The 17447-nt window shown below is 45.0% G+C and carries 13 protein-coding genes; 7 read left to right on the top strand and 6 right to left on the bottom strand.

Going from position 1 to position 17447, the window contains the following annotated elements:
- Nucleotides 1-139: 139 nt before the first annotated feature.
- Nucleotides 140-784: a response regulator transcription factor gene (locus tag RBB12_RS07395; protein ID WP_306013065.1), complete on the top strand. Its 645-nt coding sequence runs from the start codon at nt 140-142 to the stop codon at nt 782-784.
- A gap of 66 nt (nt 785-850) precedes the next feature.
- Here the strand turns inward: RBB12_RS07395 and RBB12_RS07390 are convergent, their stop codons facing one another.
- Nucleotides 851-3238: a TonB-dependent receptor gene (locus tag RBB12_RS07390; RefSeq protein ID WP_306013066.1), complete on the bottom strand. Its 2388-nt coding sequence runs from the start codon at nt 3236-3238 to the stop codon at nt 851-853.
- Nucleotides 3239-3479: 241 nt separating this feature from the next.
- Complete coding sequence (gene dnaK / locus RBB12_RS07385) at nt 3480-5396, bottom strand: molecular chaperone DnaK (RefSeq protein ID WP_179383870.1); 1917 nt, start codon at nt 5394-5396, stop codon at nt 3480-3482.
- A gap of 231 nt (nt 5397-5627) precedes the next feature.
- Between dnaK and RBB12_RS07380 the strand changes: the two genes are divergently transcribed.
- On the top strand, nt 5628-7052 hold the full coding sequence (locus RBB12_RS07380; protein ID WP_306013067.1) for an L-serine ammonia-lyase: 1425 nt from the start codon (nt 5628-5630) through the stop codon (nt 7050-7052).
- Here the strand turns inward: RBB12_RS07380 and RBB12_RS07375 are convergent.
- The gene (locus RBB12_RS07375) at nt 7049-7528 is read right to left on the bottom strand and encodes a nuclear transport factor 2 family protein (protein ID WP_306013068.1); all 480 of its coding nucleotides are present in this window, start codon (nt 7526-7528) and stop codon (nt 7049-7051) included. The two genes, RBB12_RS07380 and RBB12_RS07375, sit on opposite strands and share 4 nt — an antisense overlap.
- Before the next feature lie 70 nt (nt 7529-7598).
- Between RBB12_RS07375 and panB the strand changes: the two genes are divergently transcribed.
- Together panB and RBB12_RS07365 are read left to right on the top strand one after the other, a co-directional pair.
- Nucleotides 7599-8417 (top strand): 3-methyl-2-oxobutanoate hydroxymethyltransferase, encoded by an 819-nt coding sequence (panB, locus tag RBB12_RS07370; RefSeq protein ID WP_179383873.1) that lies wholly within the window; start codon nt 7599-7601, stop codon nt 8415-8417.
- 20 nt (nt 8418-8437) lie between these two features.
- Nucleotides 8438-9142 (top strand): RluA family pseudouridine synthase, encoded by a 705-nt coding sequence (locus RBB12_RS07365; protein WP_306013464.1) that lies wholly within the window; start codon nt 8438-8440, stop codon nt 9140-9142.
- On the opposite strand, the gene RBB12_RS07360 is transcribed toward RBB12_RS07365, so the two are convergent.
- On the bottom strand, nt 9132-10676 hold the full coding sequence (locus RBB12_RS07360; protein ID WP_306013069.1) for a hypothetical protein: 1545 nt from the start codon (nt 10674-10676) through the stop codon (nt 9132-9134). The two genes, RBB12_RS07365 and RBB12_RS07360, sit on opposite strands and share 11 nt — an antisense overlap.
- Nucleotides 10677-10822: 146 nt before the next feature.
- Between RBB12_RS07360 and RBB12_RS07355 the strand changes: the two genes are divergently transcribed.
- Together RBB12_RS07355 and leuB are read left to right on the top strand one after the other, a co-directional pair.
- Nucleotides 10823-11995, top strand: a complete 1173-nt coding sequence (locus RBB12_RS07355) for a 2-isopropylmalate synthase (protein ID WP_179383876.1) — start codon at nt 10823-10825, stop codon at nt 11993-11995.
- 14 nt (nt 11996-12009) lie between these two features.
- Complete coding sequence (gene leuB, locus RBB12_RS07350; protein WP_293290413.1) at nt 12010-13128, top strand: 3-isopropylmalate dehydrogenase; 1119 nt, start codon at nt 12010-12012, stop codon at nt 13126-13128.
- Between the two features lie 17 nt (nt 13129-13145).
- On the opposite strand, the gene RBB12_RS07345 is transcribed toward leuB, so the two are convergent.
- Entirely contained in the window at nt 13146-14372 is a 1227-nt protein-coding gene (locus RBB12_RS07345; protein WP_306013070.1) for a peroxiredoxin family protein, read from the bottom strand.
- A gap of 129 nt (nt 14373-14501) precedes the next feature.
- On the opposite strand from RBB12_RS07345, the gene pheT reads away from it, so the two are divergent.
- On the top strand, nt 14502-16913 hold the full coding sequence (gene pheT, locus RBB12_RS07340; protein ID WP_306013071.1) for a phenylalanine--tRNA ligase subunit beta: 2412 nt from the start codon (nt 14502-14504) through the stop codon (nt 16911-16913).
- On the opposite strand, the gene RBB12_RS07335 is transcribed toward pheT, so the two are convergent.
- On the bottom strand, nt 16914-17441 hold the full coding sequence (locus tag RBB12_RS07335; protein WP_179383880.1) for a fasciclin domain-containing protein: 528 nt from the start codon (nt 17439-17441) through the stop codon (nt 16914-16916). It abuts the gene before it with no gap.
- Between the last annotated feature and the right edge of the window lie 6 nt (nt 17442-17447).

The following is a 17447-nucleotide window of genomic DNA, read 5'->3' as shown; positions in this document are numbered from 1 at the left end:
TAGATGCCCTTTGTTGCATCCCATTCGATTTCCATAGGTTTATCCCAACTTCAATAGCGGGAGAACGGACACTATTGTCCAAATCTTAACCTACAGTACACATGATGTAACAGTATGAATCCCCCAAATCTTTCTTATCATGAAAACAAATTCATTAAAAATTGCCATCATCGATAACGATGATACGCTAGGCGGCATTTACACCCAGTATTTTGAAGACAATGAGCAGTACGAGCTGCAAGGAATCTACCCCTCCGTACACACACTTTTGTCCAATTTTGGACGGTCTCACCCGGATATCATTATCTGCGAAGCTATACTCAATGGTATATCGGGCATCGATGGGCTTGAATATTTTTATCGAAAAAACAAGCATCTAAAGGTGTTGATGATGAGCCAGAAAAACGACTTTAAGCTCATTAAGGAGGCTTTCACCAAAGGTGCCAGTGGCTACCTCATCAAACCCATAACCAAGGATAGGCTCTTCAATGCGTTGGATGCGCTAGGCCAGCACGGTGTGGCTTTGGAGCTCGATGTGGCGAAAAAGATCATCGATTCGTTCCAGACCAAATCGTTCGAGATGTTCTCCAAAAAAGAAAATGAAATCGTGGAATTGCTCACACAGGGGTTTACCTACAAAATGATTGCCGACAAGCTTTTTGTGACACCCAGTGCCGTTAATTTTCATATCCAAAACATCTATGTAAAACTCAATGTGAACTCCAAGTCGGAAGCCTTGCGAAAGCTCAAGGAAATGGAAATGCAGCAGTTAAATGCGGCCTAAATCGGAAACCTCAAACAAAAAACCCTGACGGAATCGTCAGGGTTTTTTGTGTTATTAAAGACCTAACTAAAATGTATTGCTCGTAAAACCAAGCATACCATCTTCAGATTTGGCACTAACCTCTAGGTTGATAGCGGGTATATCACCAGTATCAGGTAGCCTGATGATGATTTCCCCATTGGCATCGGTTTCCAAACTTGGGTTCCAATACAATAATTTATTCGTCTCCTTCTTCCTTTTTGAAAGGCGTTTGTGGTACTCCTGAAAATCAATGGTGGGTGTGTATCCTTCAAAGCGAAGTGCGCTTTCACTTCTGGAAACATGGTCCAACTCATTGCCCATTCTTGTGTAGATGACAAAAACTCCCGCAGACGCCCTGCTACCGTACATGGAAGCCTCAGGGCCTTTCAATAGCTCCACCCGTTCAATATCCCTATCGCTGACCAAATCCATTACGTCATCCAAAGGACTCGTAGCGGCCGTACCCACTTGGGCAGCACTTCCTTCTTGGGCCAACGGGAAACCATCCACAACCCACAATATCGTTCCCGAACCACCCATGACTTTCACTGATGGGTTTAAGGTCTCCGCTCCGCTCACAATAACCCCCGGAAGCTCCGCGAGCAACTGTGGTAGGGTTTTAGGTCTGTCAAAATCTTGATGGTTGATGCGATGTGAAGGAACATCTACCCCGTATTTGGCAGGGGTACGTTTTATCTTTTCCTTGCCCTTCTCCACCACTTCCACTTCTATCAGTTCAATGGTCCTTTCCGAATCCTCATCACTGAACGATTCCTCAGTAATGGGCTTCTCTATGGTGGATTCTATTTCCATTTCCCTATTCTCAAAAGCCCTGTTAAAAGGTACGATCTTCACCAATCTGGATTTCACATCCTCCCCTTCCGTCCTAGCGACCAATGTTGCTGTTCCCTCAATCTGAATCCGCTCCAGTTTGAGTATGCCTTGAGCATCAGTCTGCGCCTCTCCCGCCCAAACATCTTCTTCGCTCGTTGCCACCAATTGAATTTTGGTGTTGGTCAAAAGGTTGTTGTTCAAGTCATAGGCATGCCCCATGATTTCCAATCCTTCTTGATAAGGGAATTTTTTACTGACAATTGCAGTTTCATTGTCTTCGGATACATCCTTGTTGACCTCTTCTTCAGAGATTAAAACCTCAAGGTCTTTGAGAAAAGCCTTTTTTCTGTAAAGGGATACCTCCTGCCCCACTGAAACATCCGAAAAAGTAAGGGATGTATTGTTTATGGAAAAATCAGAATCGTTGGGGTGGGTTGTATCTGTTCGGTTGACACTTAATGTCAATTTTGACTTTACAGGTCTGTTTTGATCATCGGTTACTTGAATTTTGATGGTCTTCAAATCCCCTCTGGTATCTTGCCGAAGAACGTCGACGCCAATGCGAAGCTTTTCCTTAGCTATCCAAACTGGTCTTGTAGCCAATTCGTAGCCGAGCTGGTCTACCAACTTTAAATGGATGATCCCAGCCGGTAAGTTGGGTTTGAAAAGTTCCACATCCAAACTATTTCCATCAGCGAAATTCAAGTTTTTTCTAAAATAGGTTATCCCGCCAGATGTTCCGATAAGTTCCACTTTTTCGCCAGTACGTTTCGCAGAAGGAGTTATGCGTACGATGGCATTATCCCTATCCAGATTGTTCACATGCAAAAGAAAACCATCTGATGTTGACTTTGGCAGCGCGAACCGCATTTCATCTTCCAATTCCAAGGTATATGTTTCGTTTTCTTTTGGAGTTAATAGAGCCGTCCCCAGACCGGAATCATAAAAGGAAACTGTTGTTACTTCTTGTCCATTTCCATCCAAAATCCTTCCTTGCCCCACCTCTTTGTGGGTTGCACCAGATGGAACTTTTAATACTATCCTGTTCTTTTGTCCGCTTAAAAAGGTTCCCCCTTCAGGGATGATTAAAACAGCCGCGTCCCCTTCTGGTTGATTTGTGGCAGAAAGCTCCCCTACTCGAATTTGCTCTTGTGCAGCGAACCCAACACCATAGTTTTTGGACCACCGGGTATAGGCCTTTACCATGTAATTGCCCGATACCATGTCTTTGGGCAAATTCAGTTGCCCCTGAACCGTTCCGTCCACAATTTTATGGAACTGTCGCTTTACCACCGCTCCATCGCTGTCCAACAAATCGACATTTAGGACCCCGCTTTTACTGTATCCGCCGAATTGATTCTCCGTGATGAGGTACCCTTTAAAAAAAAGAGGTTCTTCAGGGTTGAGTTGTTTATTGGCAATTTGAAGTATCACACGCTCCTTGCGTACCGCCAGTGAATCCTCAAAACTTGCCTGAAAGTCCAGTTTAAGATCTTTCCAAGGTTCTTTGGTAAAGTCGGATTGCGAACTTTGGGCCGATACCACGGCTAAGCCAAGCAAAAACGGGATTATACAAGACCGTCTTATTTTGTTTTTCATAGCAGAGAAAAAGGATTTTTCATGGGATAAAGTGACTATTCATAGGTGCAACCACCCCATCTGTTCATATCCATCATTCTAAAAATACGAAAAAATAGTGTCAGGAATACCCTACTTTAACATCCCCTGCGGAAAGCAAACAAAAAACCCTGACGGAATCGTCGGGGTTTTTCTATTTATATAATACAATTGGATTACTTCACTTCTTCGAAGTCTATCCTTCGACTTTGCTCAGGACAGGCTACTTCACTTCTTCGAAGTCTACGTCTTCAACATTGTCGCCTTCCGAAGCTCCGCCACTTCCAGCGGTATCATTGGCTCCGGCAGATGAAGCTCCTGCTCCACCTTGAGCTTCGGCCTGTGCTTTGTACATTTCTTCGGAAGCTACTTTCCATGCTTCGTTGATTTTTTCCAAAGCTGGCGTAATCACCGCTAGGTCCTTGCCTTCATAAGCCTTCTTCAGTTCTTCCAAAGCTTCTTCGATTGGCTTTTTCTTGTCATCGGACAATTTATCGCCAAACTCGCTCAATTGCTTTTCGGTCTGGAAGATCATGGCATCGGCCTCGTTCAACTTATCGGCAGTTTCCTTGGCTTTCTTATCCGCCTCGGCATTGGCTTCCGCTTCAGCTTTCATCTTCTTGATTTCCTCCTCGGTCAATCCAGAAGAAGCCTCGATTCGGATATCCTGTGACTTACCGGTAGCCTTGTCAGTAGCAGAAACCTTAATGATACCGTTGGCATCAATATCGAAGGTTACTTCAATTTGAGGCGTACCTCTTGGCGCTGGTGGAATACCATCCAAGTGGAACCTACCGATTGTCTTGTTATCTGCCGCCATCGGACGCTCTCCTTGCAGTACGTGGATTTCAACCGAAGGTTGATTATCCGCCGCTGTAGAGAAGACCTGCGACTTCTTGGTCGGGATGGTCGTATTCGCCTCAATCAACTTGGTGAACACGCTTCCCATGGTTTCGATACCCAATGAAAGTGGAGTAACATCCAACAAGAGTACGTCTTTCACGTCACCCGTCAAAACACCACCTTGGATTGCGGCACCAATGGCCACCACCTCATCTGGGTTTACCCCCTTGGATGGTTTTTTACCGAAGAATTTCTCAACAGCTTCCTGTACCGCGGGGATACGGGTAGAACCACCTACCAAGATAATCTCATCAATATCGCTTTTGGAAAGTCCAGCGGACTTCAATGCTTTTTCACAAGGTTCGATTGTTCTTTTGACCAAATCGGCAATCAGTTGCTCAAATTTGGCCCTGGACAATGTCCTTACCAAGTGCTTGGGTCCTGAAGACGTTGCAGTTACATAAGGTAAGTTGATTTCTGTTTGCGCAGAAGAAGACAACTCAATTTTGGCTTTCTCCGCAGCTTCCCTCAAACGCTGAAGCGCCATAGGGTCTTCACGAAGGTCCATATCCTCATCTTTCTTGAACTCTTCGGCCAACCAATCAATAATTTTTTGGTCCACATCGTCACCTCCCAAGTGGGTATCACCATCAGTGGCCAATACTTCAAACACACCGTCACCCAATTCCAAAATGGAAACGTCGTGCGTACCACCACCAAAGTCGAACACCACTATTTTCTGGTCCGTGTCTTTCTTATCAAGTCCATATGCCAAAGATGCCGCCGTAGGCTCATTGATGATTCGCTCCACGGTAAGACCGGCAATCTCGCCAGCTTCTTTGGTAGCTTGTCTTTGTGAATCGTTAAAGTAGGCCGGAACGGTAATTACCGCCCTGGTTACATCTTGTCCCAAATAATCCTCTGCGGTCTTCTTCATTTTTTGAAGGATCATTGCAGACAATTCCTGTGGGGTGTACAAACGACCATCGATATCTACCCTTGGGGTATCGTTTTCACCTTTGGTCACTTTATAAGGTACACGTTTGGCTTCCTTACTGGATTCTGAGTATTTGTTACCCATAAATCGCTTGATGGAATAAATCGTTTTGTGCGGGTTGGTCACCGCTTGTCTTTTTGCAGGGTCACCGACCTTGATCTCCCCGCCTTCCACAAAGGCGATCATGGATGGAGTAGTTCGTTTTCCCTCGGCATTTGGAATTACCACGGGTTCGTTACCTTCCATTACAGAGACGCAGGAGTTGGTCGTACCTAAGTCTATACCTATAATCTTGCTCATCGTATCTAAAAGTTATATCTGTTTAAAATTCGTTTTCGTTTCGCTCTTTAAATGTCAATGATTATGCCATGCCAAAGAATATGACAAGCTGTCATATAATTGAGGAAACCCCACTAATTATGGTTCAAATTGAGAGTGTCCTAATTTTGGGCGGGAAAGTGATATAGATATTTAAATATTCACAATATTATCCCGTTTAGCTTCCTATATTTGAAACGGTAAATTCAATATATGGAGTGCATCAGTGTGTTTGATATGCTAAAAATAGGTGTGGGGCCCTCCAGCTCGCACACCTTGGGACCATGGCGTGCTGCCGAACGCTGGATTGGAGAGCTTGAAGAAGAAGGGCTTTTTGAAAAAGTCGAGTCCATCAAGGCCTATCTTTATGGTTCCCTATGCCTTACCGGAAAAGGTCATGCCACCGACGTCGCCGTGGTGATGGGCTTATTGGGAACCGACCCGGTTACCGTGGATATTGATAGTATTTCAGGAAGTATTGACAGGATAAAGTCGGAGAAGCAACTCGATTTTGGCGAAAAAAAACGGATTCCGTTCAGTTTTCAGGATGATATCGTATTTATCCGTGAATTTTTGCCTTTCCATGCCAACGGTATGCGCTTTGAAGCCAATTTGGTCGACGGAAGGACGGTTAGCGAAACCTATTACTCCATTGGTGGCGGTTTTGTGGTCAAAGAGGAGCGAATCCATGCCAAGGAGAATAAGGAAACCTTCAAAACCTTCCCCCATCCTGTGCGAACGGGCGACGAATTGCTGCAACATTGCAATGCGCAGAACAAATCCATCTCCCAGATTGTGATGGAAAACGAGCTCTCCCTGCGGACGGAAGAAGAAATCAACGAAGGGATTGCGAACATTTGGAACACCATGCTGGAGTCCATGTACATTGGTTGCCATACCGAAGGTAAACTCCCAGGGGGACTCAATGTAAAACGGCGTGCCTTTGAAATTCACCAAAAACTCAAAGGGGAAGTCCCCTACTCCAATCCGCAGGAATGGTTGGAAAGTATCCGCGATACCGAGGTCAAGTTTCGACAGATCATCAAATGGGTGAGCTGCTTTGCACTGAGCGTGAACGAGGTGAATGCCTCCTTGGGCCGAGTGGTCACCGCACCCACCAACGGAAGCGCGGGAGTCATCCCTGCCGTGTTGATGTATTACATGGTCATTGAAAACCACGATGCCAATTTTGACGACGTAAAGCAATTCTTGTTGGTGGCCAGCGAGGTCGGGAGCATTTTTAAGAAGGGTGCCACCATTTCTGCCGCCATGGGTGGTTGCCAAGCAGAAATAGGAGTTTCCTCTGCCATGGCCGCTGCAGGCTTAACGGAGTTGATGGGCGGTATGCCCGAACAGGTACTCATTGCTGCCGAAATTGCCATGGAACACCATTTGGGGCTCACCTGCGATCCTATCGGGGGCTTGGTGCAGGTCCCGTGCATTGAACGTAATGCCATGGGTGCCATAAAAGCCATTAACGCCGCAGAATTGGCCTTGGATACAGACCCAAAAGAATGTAAAGTACCTTTGGACAAGGTGGTAAACACCATGTGGGAAACTGCAAAGGATATGAGCTCCAAATACAAGGAAACCTCCGAAGGAGGCTTAGCGGTAGGCGTATTCCTCAGTGATTGTTAATCCATACAGCCTTCCTTGCCCCTAGTATCGATCAAGTAGATGATTTTCCATTCTCCATCAAAATTGATGAGCTGAAAGGAATTAATACCACAATGGCTAAACTCGCCGTTCAACCAAAACTCATACCCGACCCATGCATTGGCCATGGTCCTATCCACTTGGATGGAGAAGGAAGTGAGTTTTTCCTCAAACTTGGTGGTCTCGGGAATACCGACAATCGATTTCAAAAATTTTGAAAATTCATCGGTTCTAAATTGGGTTTTACCCTCGGCGTTTCTTCCCGTGGTCTGCAATACGATCTCATCAGCCACGGTACTTTTAATAATGGTGGAATCTTGCTTGTGGAAGCCTTCAAAAAAGGTTTCGATGACTTGCTTTACTTGATTTTTCTCTTCTTCATTGGATGAATTGGGTCCTTGGGCATATCCGAAGGCACTGAATGCTAGCAATACGGCAAAAGTGAACAGTTTTCTCATTTGATTAGTCTTTTGATTGAGGCCTAAATTAAACAAATCTGCTTACTTTTAGCCATCAAACAAAATTACCATGTCAACAGCTAAAAAAGAATATAAAAGGGTAACGGTAAAATCGTTGGTGGATATGAAAAAGCGTGGTGAAAAAATCAGCATGCTTACCTCCTACGATTATTCCATGGCAAAAATTGTGGATGGTGCCCACGTGGATGCCATTTTGGTGGGGGATTCCGCCAGTAATGTCATGGCAGGCCACGAAACCACACTACCCATCACCCTCGACCAGATGATCTATCATGCCACTTCGGTGGTGCGAGCAGCTAAAAGGGCCCTCGTTGTGGTCGATATTCCTTTTGGCAGTTATCAAGGTGATTCCAAGGAAGCGTTGCGCTCGGCCATACGAATCATGAAGGAAAGCGGCGCCCATGCCGTGAAAGTGGAAGGTGGCGAAGAGATAAAAGTGTCCATTAGCCGTATTTTGGAAGCGGGAATCCCTGTAATGGGCCACTTAGGACTTACACCACAATCCATCTATAAATTTGGCACCTATACGGTTCGTGCCAAAGAAGAGGAAGAGGCCGAAAAACTCAAAGCAGATGCCAAATTATTGGAGGAACTGGGCTGTTTTGCCATTGTTCTGGAAAAAATTCCGGCCAAATTGGCCAAAGAGGTAGCGGATAGTGTATCCATTCCCATTATCGGCATCGGTGCCGGCAACCAAGTGGACGGACAAGTACTTGTGGTGCACGATATGTTGGGCATGACCCATGAGTTTCACCCAAGATTTTTGAGAAGGTACCTCAATCTATATGATGAAATGACCCAAGCTGTTTCACAATATGTGCAGGACGTGAAAAGTCGGGATTTCCCGAATGATGAGGAGTCATACTAAATTTCAATCAACAATTGTCAATTACCAATTCCCAACATTCAAACCCTTCCAACCTTCAAGTGCTCTTTGAAGACAACCACCTCATTGTGGTCAATAAACGAGTAGGCGATATTGTTCAGGGGGACAAAACAGGTGACGATCCTTTGAGCGAGGTTGTAAAACAGTATCTAAAAGACAAATACAACAAGCCTGGCAATGTTTATTTGGGTGTGGTGCATCGTTTAGACCGGCCTACTTCGGGCATTGTGCTCTTTGCCAAAACTTCCAAAGCCCTACCGCGGCTGAACAAGATGTTCGCCGAAGGAGACACCAAAAAAATGTATTGGGCCGTGGTCAAAAACCCACCCCCTAAAGAAAGCGACACCCTAACACATTGGTTGGTCCGTAATCCAAAGCAGAATAAATCCTATGCCCACAACAAGGAGGTGCCCAATAGCAAAAAGGCGGTTTTGGACTACAAACTCATAAAAAAACTGGACAGCTATTATCTATTGGAAATTGACCTAAAAACGGGGAGACACCACCAAATCCGGGCGCAATTGGCCGCCATTGGCTGCGTTATCAAAGGGGATTTAAAATATGGTGCTGACCGCAGCAACAAAGATGGCGGGATTCACCTGCACGCTAGAAGCCTTGTAATTGTTCATCCTGTGCAAAAAGAGCCTGTCGCGTTTTTGGCCGCCCCTCCAGAAGATCCTATTTGGAACGCCTGTATCAGCGAGTAAGTGCCAAGGCCTTTTCCCTGATGATTTCGGAAACCGGTTTGTTCTGCAAATGACTTTCCAACCATGAAAGGATGTCCAGATACAGGAATGCCCGCTTTTCGTACGGATGGTTTTCGTATTTCTTAAGCTCGTTGTACAATTTCTGGAACTCCCCCTTTAAATCGGTGGGGTAGATATCGCCAAGATTTCGTAAAAACTTGATCATTTCCTTCTGCACCTCATGCAAGTCGTTCATTTTCAACAGGAACTTGTAGGTACTTTTCAACTGCACTTCCAAATGGTAGTCCATACCCGCTTCGTAATGCGCCACCAAGCTCAATACCCTGGCAAAGCACATCAGGTCTTCACGCATTTTCAACTTTTTGTTGGAAATGATTTTCTTGAGATACGCAATACAGTTTTTATTGTCCCCGTTGCCAAAATACAAACAGGCAATCTTGTAATAGAGGAGCATAACATGGTGCTCATCAATCTGCTGGCGATGTTTTTTGATGCCGTACTCGATAATGTTCACCAAATAAATCCCCTTGTCAAAAGTGCCTTCCAAAAAATGAAGGTTCAGTTTATTGGTGTTGATGTACAAAAAGGCCAGCGAACTGATATTATCGTTTTTAGGAAACTTGTCATCGTTTACCTGTGCCTCCAACCGTTCCAGAGTTTCCCTAAACTGGGATGCATATTTCACAAAAAACAATGATTCCAGCAGGTAATGGTTCCCTTTCAAAAAGAAAACCGGATTCAAAGGAACCATATGTTCGTTTTCGTAGAAGAGGTCCACCCATTTACTGGCGTATTTATAGGCTGACAAAAAGTCCTGAATCAGCAGGCTGTACCATAAATGTGCTTTGTACAACCATAATTTTTCACGAAAACCTAGGTCTTCGATATTGTATTTGGGCAAATGCTCGTCAAAATAGCTTTTTACGTTTTGCAAATCCTCATCGCTGCGCACGTAGCCCACTTTTAGCATCATTCCGTACAATTGCAGGGAAAGATTGGAGAGTTTGCTTGTCATTACATTTTGTGCGGACAACTGCTTGGCCTCCCTGGCCAACTCGTCCGCCCTATCAGGAATACTTCGTGTAATGTATTGTGTTTCGATGATTTTCTCCAACTCCACAATTTCGTAGGCCACGTTCTTTTCCTCGTTCTCGATGGCGAAGCTTTTGGCCTTCTCCAAAATTTTCAAGCTTTGCTTGTAGAGTCCCTTTTGATATAGGATGGTGGCAAAGTCCAACTGTTCCCGAATCTGAATACGCACATTTTGGTTCACCGGGTTTAGACGCAAACTCACCAAAATCTGCTTGTATAAATGGGCTTTTAGGTTGGAAAGTTGTGATTTTTTGACAATCCCGCTATCCAAAATCTGTCGCTCATCATACCTCCGCATTTTGTCCAGTAGATTGAATAGCGCCAAAAACTTGGCATCCGTATTCACACCCAATCGGCCAACATAGAGCTTAAATTGGCGTTTTTCGGACTTGGAAAGCGATTTCACCAGCACAAACAAAGCATCCTTATGGGCATTTGTCATCGTAAAAAATAATGTTTAAGCAATTGTTTTTCAGTTATTTAGTTGAGTGCGCAAGCCGTTTAACGTTGTAACGTATCCTAGGCGGCGTTTCGTCTTCTGCCCTGCTTTACTACTTTCGTTAGTCATAGAAAAAACAGGTTGATAACATGGGTAAAGATAAGGTAGAAATTTTTGACACAACACTAAGGGATGGCGAACAGGTACCTGGCTGTAAACTAGATACCGAGCAAAAATTGATCATTGCCGACCGATTGGACGAACTCGGGGTTGATGTGATCGAGGCGGGGTTCCCCATTTCCAGTCCCGGTGATTTCAAATCGGTGAACGAAATAGCCAAGTTGGTCAAAAATGCAAGGGTTTGTGGGCTTACCCGTGCGGTGAAAAAAGATATCGAAGTGGCTGCAGAAGCCATCAAAGATGCCAAAAGACCTAGAATCCATACCGGAATAGGAACTTCCGAATCACACATCAAGTATAAGTTCAATTCTACACAGGACAAAATCATCGAGCGAGCGGTTGAAGCTGTGGCTTATGCCAAAACTTTTGTGGAAGATGTTGAGTTTTATGCTGAGGACGCCGGCCGTACCGATAATGAATTCTTGGCCCGCATATGTGAAGCAGCCATAAAAGCAGGTGCCACCGTTCTCAACATTCCAGATACCACTGGTTACTGCCTTCCCGAAGAGTACGGTGCCAAAATGAAGTATTTGAAGGAAAATGTCAAAGGCATTGAAAAAGCTATCCTTTCCTGTCACTGCCACAACGATCTAGGTTTGGCCACCGCCAACTCCATTGCAGGGGTAATCAACGGAGCCCGACAAATTGAGTGTACCATCAACGGTATCGGTGAACGTGCCGGAAATACCTCCCTCGAAGAAGTGGTCATGGTGATGCGACAACACCCTCATTTAAATTTGGATACCGATATCAACAGTAAATTACTTTGGGATACGAGTACCATGGTTTCCCAAAAAATGGGAATGCCGGTACAACCCAATAAAGCCATCGTTGGTTCCAACGCCTTTGCGCACAGTTCCGGAATTCATCAAGATGGTGTCATTAAACGTAGGGAAACCTATGAAATCATCGACCCAAAAGATGTTGGGGTGAGTGAATCCTCCATTGTGCTGACCGCCCGTAGTGGTCGCGCAGCCTTGGCGTACCGAGCCAAAAAGGTAGGTTATGAGCTCACCAAACTTCAATTGGACACGGTATATGAAAACTTCTTGAAGTACGCCGATGTGAAAAAGGAAATTGTGGACGAGGATATCCACGAAATTGTGGAGACCAGCAATATCGGGATGAAAAGCCTGGCATAAATCACACTTTGTGTATGACGTTTAAAATTGCATTGCTACCCGGTGATGGTGTAGGACCCGAGGTCCTGGCCCAAGCCGTGAAATGTTTGAAGGCCGTTGAGGAAACCTTTAATCAGCATTTTGTTTTTAAGGAGGCTCCCGTAGGTGCCGTTGCCATCGACAAGAAAGGGGTTCCCCTACCCGATGCCACACTCCAGTTGTGCAAGGAATCGGATGCCGTGCTGTTCGGTGCCATTGGTGATCCAAAATATGACACTGATCCCGATGCCAAGGTTCGCCCAGAACAAGGTTTGCTGCAATTGAGAAAAGAATTGGGGCTTTTTGCGAATATCCGTCCGGTGATTTCCCATCCCACCTTATTGGACAAATCCCCTTTAAAAAGAAACATCATCGATGGAACTGATTTTGTAATCTATCGGGAACTGACGGGAGGAATTTATTTTGGGGAGAAAAAATTAAATCCGGAAGGTACCAAAGCTTCTGACCTTTGCGAGTATACCGAAGAAGAAATAAGTCGTATCACCCACTTGGCATTTAAGGCCGCGAAGGGCCGTAAAAAGAAATTGACCCTTGTGGACAAAGCCAATGTGCTGGAATCCTCCAGACTTTGGCGCAAAGTGGTCACCAAAATTGGGGAAAGCTACCCCGAAGTGGCTTTGGACTATTTGTTTGTGGACAATGCCGCTATGCAAATCATTCTCAATCCCAAACAGTTCGACGTTATTTTGACCGAGAACATGTTCGGAGACATCATTTCCGATGAGGGGAGTGTGATAGGTGGCTCCATTGGATTATTGGCTTCGGCTTCCATTGGAGAGGAAAGCGCCCTGTTTGAACCCATCCACGGTTCCTACCCGCAAGCTAAGGGCAAGGATATCGCCAATCCGATAGCCTCCATCCTATCCGCAGCGATGCTTTTGGAACACCTGGGGCTTACCGAGGAGGCTTGGGCCGTAAAAAAAGCAGTGGACAAGTCACTGAAAAAGGGAATCGTCACACCCGACTTGAATAAGGAAAGTCAATATGGAACCAATCATGTTGGGGACTTTATTGCGCACAATATTGTGGATATTGAGGACGACACCCTAATGAACGATGAGAACATCCATTTGGGGAAATCCACCATTATCTAGTCCGTTGTCGTTGGATTTTACTCGGAGGTCAGTTCTTGGATCGTTTTATTGAACTCTTCTTTGAACTCGACAAACTTTTCACCCGTAGCAGGTCCATTGAAACCAGTATGAATCTTTCGGACCTCTCCGCTTTTATCAATATAAATGGTGGTAGGATACGAAAGAATATGGTTCAGCATAGGTAGTTTTTCATTGGCCTTTTGCTTGTTCGACGTGCCATATTGCGCCAAAAGTATGGGATAGGGAACATCTTCCCGCTCCTGTAAACGTTGGATGCCCTCAAAAGCCTTTTCCTCGGTTTTGGCATACTCAAATGCCAGTCCAACAAATTGCAGGTCCAATTCGGGATTGTTTTTGACAAAATCCACATAAAATCGGGTCTCATCCAAGCAATTGGGGCACCAAGTCCCCATTATTTGGACCAAAACCGCTTTGTCCTTGAACATGGGGTCGTCCAGACCCACCATTTCCCCGTCCGAGTTTGGAAAGGTAAAATCGAATTTATCATAACCTTCCCTCAAATAGGTCAATTCATTGGAATCCGGTAGCTCGAACGCCTCGTTTCTGGCCGCCATAAATTCTTCCACAGAATGGTTGCCCGAGTAAAACTTCCCGTTGAGCGTGCTATCCGTAACCTCTGCCAAAAAAAGGAAGACATGGGAGCCATCAAAGGCTGAAAGCTTCATGCTATCTCCTGTCACCACACCATCCAGATAGCGGTAATCCCCAGTCTTTGTCCTAAAAGTTCCCTTTAATCGGTTGCCATTCTGCATAAAAATACCCTTGGCCGCATATTCATCTTCCGTATTTACATCAAAATAGGTCTCCCAAATTCCCGAGAGGTTTACGGCCGCATCTTCATTCACCGTAAAGCGGTCCTGCTTGCCATAGGTAGCTACAAAAGGCACCCTCCTTTCCTTGCTCTCCTCAATAAATTCGCCCGAAATCCGATCTGTGGTATAAGTACCCGTGATATGTCCTTCAAAAACGGGCATCCGAATATTGATGGAATCCCCATTGAAGGTAAATTCGTCAATGGTCACTACCTCTTCGGCGTTGAAGGCTTGCATCACATAGCCACCTTCCTCATTTTGGGAAAGCGTAAACTCAAAAGGCAATTGTTGTGACTCTGATACTTCGATTTTGGCCAACCAATCGCCGGTTGCCAATTTGGGCGCCTCTTCTTTTTTGCACGAGGCACATAAAATCACAAGCCCTGCTAACGCTATCCCGATTCTGTTCATAAAGTGAAAGATTTTACCTAAATGTAGGAAATACATTTTAAAACTTACCATTTCCTAGGTTTTATGGTTAGTATTATCGTTGAATCTGTTCCCCTATTGTTATATATTTGTGCCCTCTAAAAATGGGGTATGAAGATTTCTTATAACTGGTTGAAGCAATTTTTGCAAATTGATTGGGATGCTCAAAAAACAGGTGAACTTTTAACAGATCTGGGTCTGGAAGTTGAAGGCATCACCCAATTTGAATCAGTTAAAGGTGGTTTAAAGGGAATCTTGGTGGGCCACGTGCTTACTTGCGAGCCGCACCCTAATGCAGACCGTCTCAAGTTGACCACAGTGGATATTGGACAGGAAGCTCCCGTACAGATTGTTTGTGGGGCACCCAATGTGGCCGCTGGACAAAAAGTACCTGTGGCAACCGTTGGCACTACCCTTTATACCAAAGAAGGCGAGGCTTGGGTAATCAAGAAAGGTAAAATCCGAGGAGAAGTGAGCCAGGGCATGATCTGTGCCGAAGATGAAATCGGTTTGGGCGAAAGCCATGACGGAATCATGGTTCTCAACGAGGAACTGGTCCCAGGCACACCTTGCGCCAAAGTGTTCGATATTGAAAACGACGAGGTCTTTGAAATTGGCCTCACCCCTAACCGTGCCGATGCCATGAGCCATTTTGGCGTGGCCCGTGACCTAAAGGCAGGTCTGGAACAAAAAGAAATACAAAAGGAACTGGTTACTCCTTCGGTGAGTAATTTTTCCATTGACAACCGTTCCCTAAAAGTGGATGTGGAAGTCATGGAGAGCGATTTGGCTCCTAGATATTGCGGGGTTACCATCAACAATCTTGTTGTGCAGGATTCTCCCGATTGGTTAAAAAACAGGTTAAAAGCCATTGGCTTGGCACCTATAAACAATGTGGTGGACGTAACCAATTATGTGCTCCACGAATTGGGACAGCCTTTGCACGCATTTGACGCATCCAAAATAAAAGGCAGCAAGGTAGAGGTAAAAACGTTGCCGTCGGGAACCAAATTCACGACACTGGATGAAGTGGAGCGTGAGCTTCATGAAGACGACCTTATGATTTGTGACGCGGAAAAACCTATGTGCATTGCAGGGGTTTTCGGCGGACTGCATTCAGGGGTTACCGAGCACACCACCTCCATTTTCTTGGAAAGTGCCTATTTTGACCCAATTTCCATTAGGAAAACGGCCAAAAGACATGGTTTGAATACCGACGCCTCCTTCCGATTTGAAAGGGGCATCGATATCAATTTGACGAAATACGCCCTAAAAAGAGCTGCGTTGCTGATCAGGGAGATTGCCGGTGGCTACATCACTTCCGAAATTGTTGACCTGTTCCCCAAAAAACCGCAAGAAAGGCAAGTATTTCTGACCTTTAACAAAATCAACTCCTTGATCGGACAGGAAATCCCGAGGGATACCATAAAATCTATCCTATCGTCTTTGGAGATACGAATCAACAACGTAACAGAATCAGGCCTTGGACTGACCATCCCTACCTACCGGGTAGATGTGACCCGTGAAGTGGATGTCATCGAGGAAATCTTGCGTGTGTATGGTTACAACAATATCGATTTCAAGGAAAAACTAAATGCGAGTATTGCCAAAACTTCCCGTTTTGAAAATTACCGTATCCAAGATGTGGTCGGAAACCTATTGGCCTCCAAAGGTTTCTATGAAATTATGACCAATAGTTTGGTTGCGAACACCATGAGTTCGGAAGAAGATGGTGCTGTTCAAATGCTGAACCCTTTGAGTTCCGATTTATCGGTGCTGCGTACGTCCATGCTGCATTCCGGGCTTCAAACGGTGAGCTATAACCACAACCGTCAAAAAACGGACCTCAAATTGTTCGAGTTCGGAAAAACCTACCACAAAGTGGATGGGTCGTACCAAGAAAACCAACACTTGGCATTGTTCGTTTCTGGTGATCGAACACAAAGTAGCTGGGCGGTCGCTCCGAAAAAATCCGAATTCTTCTATTTGAAAGGTATCGTCGAAAATGTCTTTGAACGTTTGGGCGTAAGGGATTTGGACACTCAGCCGTTGGGCAATGCTGATTTTTCGGAGGGCATCTCCTATACCAAAAATGATACGGTCTTGGTTTCCCTTGGTTTAGTAAGCAGAGCTGCGCTGAAGCAATTTGACATCAAACAGGAAGTATTTTATGCTGATTTGAATTGGGATGCACTATTAAAATTGGTAAGTACCCAAAATGTAGTCTTCAAGGAAATACCAAAATTCCCCGAGGTAACCCGTGACTTTGCCTTATTGCTGGATGAATCGGTTTCTTTCCAAAAAGTATATGACATCGCTTGGAAGACAGAAAGAAAGCTACTTAAAAAAGTGAATCTGTTCGATGTGTATACTGGAAACAACCTTCCAGAAGGTAAGAAATCCTATGCGGTAAGCTTCACGCTCATGGACGAAAAGAAGACGCTTACTGACAAACAAATCGATAAGATTATGGGCAAACTATTGGCCCAATATCAAAAGGAATTGGGAGCGGAACTTCGTTAATTACATTTGGGCAGGGAGAATCACGCTGTCGATTTCGTGAACCACACCCTCATTTTCCAGATTAAGGTCAGCGGCAGTGATTCGTGCCGTATTGCCAACAGGATCGGTCAAAACGATGTCATAGCCATCCAAATGGGCTGTCAATTTTTTGCCTTGAACCGTTGTGAAAGTTGCGACGCCATTTCCTCTTCCGATGGCCCGGAGCATGCGGGACGCAGTTAATTGTCCTGCAACAATATGGTAAGATAGCAGTGATTTTAATGCTCTCTTGTCCTCCGCATTGATCATTTCCGACATTTTTTGACTAGAAAACTTCTCAAAAGCCGCATCTGAAGGTGCAAAAATGGTGAAGGGCCCCGATTTCTGGAGTAAGGCACCAAGCTCTGTGGCATTTACCGCACTCAATAAAATGGTGTGATTTCCCAACCTACTGGCATACGAAAGTGCATTGGAAGTACTTTGGGCTGAAGCAATTAGCGAAAAAACAAAACAGACGATACAAAGAAACTTCGTTGCGGGGGCACTCATAAGGTT

Source organism: Allomuricauda sp. MMSF_3307 (assembly GCF_030733585.1).
Taxonomy (GTDB): domain Bacteria; phylum Bacteroidota; class Bacteroidia; order Flavobacteriales; family Flavobacteriaceae; genus Flagellimonas.
The sequence above is the reverse complement of the archived record's forward strand: the minus strand, read 5'-3'. Positions and strand labels throughout refer to the sequence as shown.

What these genes read in the sequence shown, in the direction of transcription:
- RBB12_RS07395 (WP_306013065.1), top strand. Translation starts at nt 140, where the DNA reads ATGAAAACAAATTCATTAAAAATTGCCATCATCGATAACGATGATACG.
- RBB12_RS07390 (WP_306013066.1), bottom strand. Translation starts at nt 3,238, where the DNA reads ATGAAAAACAAAATAAGACGGTCTTGTATAATCCCGTTTTTGCTTGGC.
- dnaK (WP_179383870.1), bottom strand. Translation starts at nt 5,396, where the DNA reads ATGAGCAAGATTATAGGTATAGACTTAGGTACGACCAACTCCTGCGTC.
- RBB12_RS07380 (WP_306013067.1), top strand. Translation starts at nt 5,628, where the DNA reads ATGGAGTGCATCAGTGTGTTTGATATGCTAAAAATAGGTGTGGGGCCC.
- RBB12_RS07375 (WP_306013068.1), bottom strand. Translation starts at nt 7,528, where the DNA reads ATGAGAAAACTGTTCACTTTTGCCGTATTGCTAGCATTCAGTGCCTTC.
- panB (WP_179383873.1), top strand. Translation starts at nt 7,599, where the DNA reads ATGTCAACAGCTAAAAAAGAATATAAAAGGGTAACGGTAAAATCGTTG.
- RBB12_RS07360 (WP_306013069.1), bottom strand. Translation starts at nt 10,676, where the DNA reads ATGACAAATGCCCATAAGGATGCTTTGTTTGTGCTGGTGAAATCGCTT.
- RBB12_RS07355 (WP_179383876.1), top strand. Translation starts at nt 10,823, where the DNA reads ATGGGTAAAGATAAGGTAGAAATTTTTGACACAACACTAAGGGATGGC.
- leuB (WP_293290413.1), top strand. Translation starts at nt 12,010, where the DNA reads ATGACGTTTAAAATTGCATTGCTACCCGGTGATGGTGTAGGACCCGAG.
- RBB12_RS07345 (WP_306013070.1), bottom strand. Translation starts at nt 14,372, where the DNA reads ATGAACAGAATCGGGATAGCGTTAGCAGGGCTTGTGATTTTATGTGCC.
- pheT (WP_306013071.1), top strand. Translation starts at nt 14,502, where the DNA reads ATGAAGATTTCTTATAACTGGTTGAAGCAATTTTTGCAAATTGATTGG.
- RBB12_RS07335 (WP_179383880.1), bottom strand. Translation starts at nt 17,441, where the DNA reads ATGAGTGCCCCCGCAACGAAGTTTCTTTGTATCGTCTGTTTTGTTTTT.